The sequence below is a fragment of the uncultured Thiodictyon sp. genome, assembly GCF_903828115.1.
Lineage (GTDB): Bacteria > Pseudomonadota > Gammaproteobacteria > Chromatiales > Chromatiaceae > Thiodictyon.
Genome location: NZ_CAIKKU010000242.1, coordinates 1 through 5,573 on the forward strand (window position 1 = coordinate 1; position 5,573 = coordinate 5,573).

The following is a 5,573-nucleotide window of genomic DNA, read 5'->3' on the forward strand; positions in this document are numbered from 1 at the left end:
ATCGAATAATGCGACCACGATTACGACAACGACAACGACAACGACAACGACGCCCGGTTCGTGAGAACCTCCGGTAGCTGTCGCTTGTGGAAACCGGGTTCTGCGGCCCGGACGATCGGGCCTGGGGCGCCACGATTGTAGCGGACCCGGTCGGCGCAGAGGCGCAAGAGATGGGGTTCAGGCACGAGAAACACCAAGTCGGCCGTCGCCGTGATCCGAAATTTGCGTGTGTTTGCGAAACAGGTGTCTTTCCAGGATGATCGGTTGAGACCATGCCCACACTGAAGATCACGCGGATCGAAGCGATCCGCCAACGCCTGCGCGACCACGGCGCCAAGCCCTGTCACGAACAGCGCGTGCTGCAGGCCTGGGCGCGGGTGCAATCCGTGGACACGCGGCGACGCCGGGCCGAGGACTTTCTGCCCCTGCGGGTACGCGCACTGCTGCCGGCCCTGACCGCGGAACTGGGCGCACTGGCCCGGCTGCGCGCCGAACACCCCGGCGCGGATGGCTCCGCGCGCCTCCTGGTCGAACTGGCCGACGGCCAGACGGTGGAGAGCGTGCTGTTACCCCAAGGCGGGCTCTGCGTCTCCACCCAGGTCGGCTGCGCGGTCGGCTGCGTCTTCTGCATGACCGGGCGCACCGGCCTGCGGCGCCAACTCGGCAGCGCCGAGATCGTCGCCCAGGTGGTGTTGGCCCGCGGACTGCGGGCCGTCGAGCGGGTGGTGTTCATGGGCATGGGCGAGCCGGCCCATAATCTCGTAAACGTGCTCGCGGCCGTCGAACTGCTCGGCACCAGCGGAGCCATCGGGCACAAGGACCTGGTCGTCTCCACCGTCGGCGACCGCCGGGTCTTCGAGCGCCTGCCGCTCGGCCCCGTCAAGCCGGCGCTGGCCCTCTCCCTGCACAGCACAAAGGCGCAACTGCGCGCCCGCCTGCTGCCCCGGGCGCCGCGCATCGCCCCCGCGGAACTGGTCGAACTGGGCGAGCATTATGCCCGCGCCACCGGCTATCCGATCCAATACCAATGGACCCTGCTGGCCGGTATCAACGATACCGATGCGGAGTTGGAGGGCATCGCGAGCCTCCTTGCCGGCAAATACGCGATGATGAATTTCATTCCCTACAACAGCAATGACGGGCTCCCCTTCACCCGCACCTCCCGGGAGCGCGCCGCCGCCCTGGCCGGCGCCTTGCAGCGCCGCGGCATCGTCACCCGGCTGCGCAACTCCGCCGGGCAGGACATCGACGGCGGCTGCGGTCAGTTGCGGGCGCGCGCGCTCCCGCGGGAAGCCGCTTGAGTCCGTCGGTCCACCGCGGCGCTTTACAGTGGCGTCGCCACGGGGTAGTTTTTGATCACCCGGGGCCGCGTTACGGCCGGACGCGGGCAGTTCACCGACTGCGCTGCCCACGGTGGGCAGACGCCGGTGCCGGGGGTCCAGTGCGACCGTCCGGTGCGATCAGGTCGGCCCGCGGCCGCTGCGCTACTTCAACACCCATTACCGAGGTCACCCCATGGCTGTCCCGCGTAACAGACCGATCCTGCAAGCCTTAGGGTCCGCCGTGGTCACGGCCCTGGCCGTGCTGGTCCTCGCCGCCGCCGGGTCCGTGTCCGCCGCCGATGCGGCGCTCGAGCGGGCGCGTGCGGATTGGCAGGCCGGGCGCCTGATTCCCGCCGCGACGGCACTCAAGGGCCTGCTCCAGCGGGACCCGTCCCTGGGCGAGGCGCGCGCCTTGCTCGCCCAGGTCTATCTGGACGGCAACGATCCTGCCGCGGCTGAGCAGGAGGCCGACCGGGCGCTCCGGCAGGGCGTGGCGCGGCTGGCGCTGCTGGAGGTCCGCGGGCGGGCGTTGGTGGCTGAAGGCAAGTTCGATCGGGTCATCGCCGAACTGATCCCCGACGTCGACCAGCCGGCCGAGCTCCGGGCCGAGGTACTGGCCCTGCGCGGGGATGCCTACCTGGGCCGCGACGAGCAGCAGGCCGCCGATGAGGCTTACACCCAAGCCCTGGAGGCGAGCCCAACCAACACCCGCGCCCTGATCGGCCAGGCCAGGCGCGCGACGGCGCGCGGCGATCTTGCGGCCGCACGGCAGCTCCTGACCAGTGCCGGCACTGCGGGCAGCGACCCGGACGCGGCCTGGCTGGCCTTGGGGTTCCTGGAGTATCGGCAACACCGCTATGCCGAGGCGCAGGCCGCGTACACCCGCGCGGCCGAATCCTCCGCGGGCCGCTGGCAGGCCTATCTGCGGCGTGCCGAGGCCCGGCTCGACGGCGGCGACCCGCAGGGCGCCCAGGCCGACGTCGCGCTCGCCCGCGAGCTGTTTCCCGCGAGTGCGGAACTCGACTATCTGGAGGGCCTGATCGCCTTCCAGGCCGGCGACTACCCCAAGGCCAAGGACCTTCTGGAGGCCTATGTGCATCGCCAGCCCACCCAGGGCCGGGCGCTGTACTGCCTGGGGGCCATCTCCTACCAGCTCGGTGAGTACCAACGGGCCGAGGAGTACCTTGACGCCTATCTCAAGTCCGATCCGCAGGCCTTGATGGCAGTCAAGGTCCTGGCCGCGGCCCGGCTCGCGCGCGGCAGTAACCAGGCGGCCGCGGACCTGCTGGCGCCTAGGGCGGGGCCCGCGCAGCAGGACCGCGAGGTGCTCGAACTGCAGGCCCGCGCCCTCATCGGACTGGATCAGCCGGCTGCCGCCCTCGAACAGTTGCGCATCGCCGCGCGGCTCGCGGGGACGGACGTGCCGACGGCGATGCGGTTGGCCGCGCTGATGCTACAGGCGCAGGGGCCGAAGGCGGCGCAGGAGACCCTGCGCCGGACCCTGGTCGCCGCGCCCGACCGGCTGGAGGTCCGGTTGCTCCTGATCGACGCCTATCTCGCCGATGGGCAGGCCGCGGCCGCGTTGCGCGAGGCGCAGGAGGCGGTGGCCCAGGCCCCGCGGGACCCGCGGGCCGCCGCGGCGCAGGGGCTGGCACACCTGGCGGCCAAGCAGCCGGAGGCGGCCCAGGCCGCCTTGCGCAAGGCACTGGAGTTGCAGCCCGGGTTCCCGGGTGCCGCCCTGAACCTCGGCCGGTTGATCGCGGCGGGCGGCGATCCGGCCGGGGCGCGCCGGCTGTATGAGCAGGCGCTCGTGGCCGAGCCCGGCAACACCCAGGCGCTTGTGCTCCTGGCCCAACTCGACACCGATGCCGGTGCGACCGCGGCGGCGCTTGAGCGCCTGCGGGTGGGGCTGGCCGCCGCCCCGGCCAATGCGGCGCTGCGCGCGGCACTGGCGCGGCTCCTGATCCTCACCAAAGACCCCGGTGCGGCGCTCCACCTGCTGCAGGAGGCCCCGTCGGGGGGCAACGCGGATCCCAACCTGCTCTTGGTCCGCGGCCAGGCGGAGCTTGCCTCCGGGCAAGCCTATACCGCCGTGGCGACGCTCCGGGACCTGGTCGCCGCGCAACCCCAATCCGCGGCGGCGCACCTGCTGTTGGCGCAGGCGGCACTGGCGGCGAAGGACACCGGCACCATGGTGGAACATGCGGCGCGGGGCTTGGAGCTCGAGCCGGGGCGTCCGCAGGCCCTGCCCACCGCCCTGCTGGTCCTGGCGGCCGTCTCGGACCCAACCACCAAAGCGGCCCTCGTGACCAGGCTCCAGGCGGTGGTGCCGGACAACGTGGAACTCGCCGTGGCCGCGGCGCAGACCCTGGGTGTCGACGGCGATCCGGAAGCCGAACGGCGGCGCCTGGTGGACCTGCATCGGGACTTCCCGACCAACCAGGCCGCCTACCGTGCCCTCGTGCTGGCCGAAGAGAGGATGGGGAACCTGCCGGAGGCGACGCGCATCATCCGGGAATGGTTGGTCGCACACCCGGACGAGGTCGAGTCCATGATGACCCTGGCGCAGTTCTACCGGCAAGAGTCACGCCCGGACGAGGAGCGCCAGGTCTACGCCGAGGTCCTCGCCAGGCAGCCGCAGCACCGCGCGGCGCTCAACAATCTGGCCTGGCTGCTGCGCCGGAGCGACCCGGCGACGGCGCTGCGCTATGCGGAGCAGGCGCACGCCCTGGACCCGCAGGATGCGGTGACCACCGACACCCTGGGGGTCTTGCTGCTCGCCAAGGGCGAGCGCGCCCGGGCACTGGAACTGCTCAATAAGGCAAACACGGCCCTGCCGGACGATGCGAGCATCGCCTTCCACTACGCCTCGGCCCAGGCCGCCGCCGGGGACCGGGGCGCGGCGCGGGGCACGCTGCGCCCGATCCTGCAACGATCCTTCCCCGAACAGAACGAGGCGTGGGCGTTGTTCCAGTCGCTTGCGCCCTGAAGCGGGAGGCGTCGGATCAGCCGCCGCCCGGACCAGTGCTCAGCCCATCAGCGCCCGCATCTTCTCCAGCGTTGGCGCCAGCACCACCCCCCGCTCGGTGACGATGGCATCGACCAGGGCGGCGGGGGTCACGTCGAACACCGGGTTGCGGGCGGCGCAGCCGGCCGGGGCCAGGCGCCGGCCGCCGCAGGACAGGAGTTCCTCCGGGTCGCGCTCCTCGATGGGGATATCGCGACCGCAGCTCAGGTCCATGTCCACCGTCGAGGTGGGTGCGGCGACCATCACCTTGACCCCGTGGTAGCGGGCCAGGATCGCCAGCCCATAGGTACCGATCTTGTTGGCCACGTCCCCGTTGGCGGCGATGCGGTCCGAACCCACGATCACCCACCCGACCCCGCCGCCCGCCATCAGGCTGGCCGCGGCCCCGTCCGCCTGCAGGGTCACGGGGATCCCCGAATCCATCAACTCCCAGGCGGTGAGACGCGCACCCTGCATCCAGGGGCGGGTCTCGTCGGCGTAGACACGGCGGATCTTCCCGGCGGCATAGGCGCTGCGGATCACCCCCAGGGCGGTCCCGTAGCCGCCGGTCGCGATGGCGCCGGCATTACAGTGGGTAATGACATCGGTCGGCCCGGTGATCAACCCGGCGCCGAGATCGCCCATGCGGCGGTTGGCGGCCCGATCTTCCGCGTGGATCGACAGGGCCTCCGCCAGCAGGGCCGGTTCCGGGTCGGCGCCGTCCAGACGCGCGATGAGCGCCGCCATCCGCCGCACCGCCCAGGCCAGATTGACGGCGGTGGGCCGCGCCTGGGCGAGCAGGTCCAGGTCGGCGGTGACCGCGTCGTGCCAGGCCGGGCCGGCCGCACGGTAGGCGGTCCGGGCGGCCAAGACCACCCCGTAGGCGGCGGCGACCCCGATGGCCGGGGCCCCGCGTACCACCATGGCGCGGATCGCCTCGGCCACCCCCGGCGCGTCATCCAGCGCCAGGAACTCGGCGCGGTCGGGCAGCAGCCGCTGATCGGCCAGGTAGAGTCGGCCGCCGTGCCACAGGGCGGCATCGTCCGGGGTGGGGGCAGCGGGAAGCGTGGTTTGCATGGGGGCTCCGGGTAGGATGAGGCCCGGCATTGTCGCCGATTCGCACCCGCTGCCATAGGCCCCCGCCCAGGTTGGGTGCGATCAGAACTGATGTGGTGACCGAGATCCCGGGTACGCTGTCGTTGTCGTTGTCGTTGTCGTTGTCGTAATCGAATAATCCGACCACG

3 protein-coding genes are annotated in these 5,573 nt (G+C 71.7%); 2 read left to right on the forward strand and 1 reads right to left on the reverse strand.

What is annotated here, in order from left to right; all coding sequences use genetic code 11:
* Positions 1–272 precede the first annotated feature (272 nt).
* Positions 273–1,301: an RNA methyltransferase gene (locus tag QZY48_RS09070; protein WP_295430309.1), complete on the forward strand. Its 1,029-nt coding sequence runs from the start codon at positions 273–275 to the stop codon at positions 1,299–1,301.
* 214 nt (positions 1,302–1,515) lie between these two features.
* The gene (prsT, locus tag QZY48_RS09075; RefSeq protein ID WP_295430312.1) at positions 1,516–4,311 is read left to right on the forward strand and encodes an XrtA/PEP-CTERM system TPR-repeat protein PrsT; all 2,796 of its coding nucleotides are present in this window, start codon (positions 1,516–1,518) and stop codon (positions 4,309–4,311) included.
* A gap of 39 nt (positions 4,312–4,350) precedes the next feature.
* On the opposite strand, the gene mtnA is transcribed toward prsT, so the two are convergent.
* Positions 4,351–5,406, reverse strand: coding sequence for an S-methyl-5-thioribose-1-phosphate isomerase (gene mtnA / locus QZY48_RS09080; RefSeq protein WP_295430314.1), 1,056 nt, complete (start codon positions 5,404–5,406; stop codon positions 4,351–4,353).
* Positions 5,407–5,573: the final 167 nt, after the last annotated feature.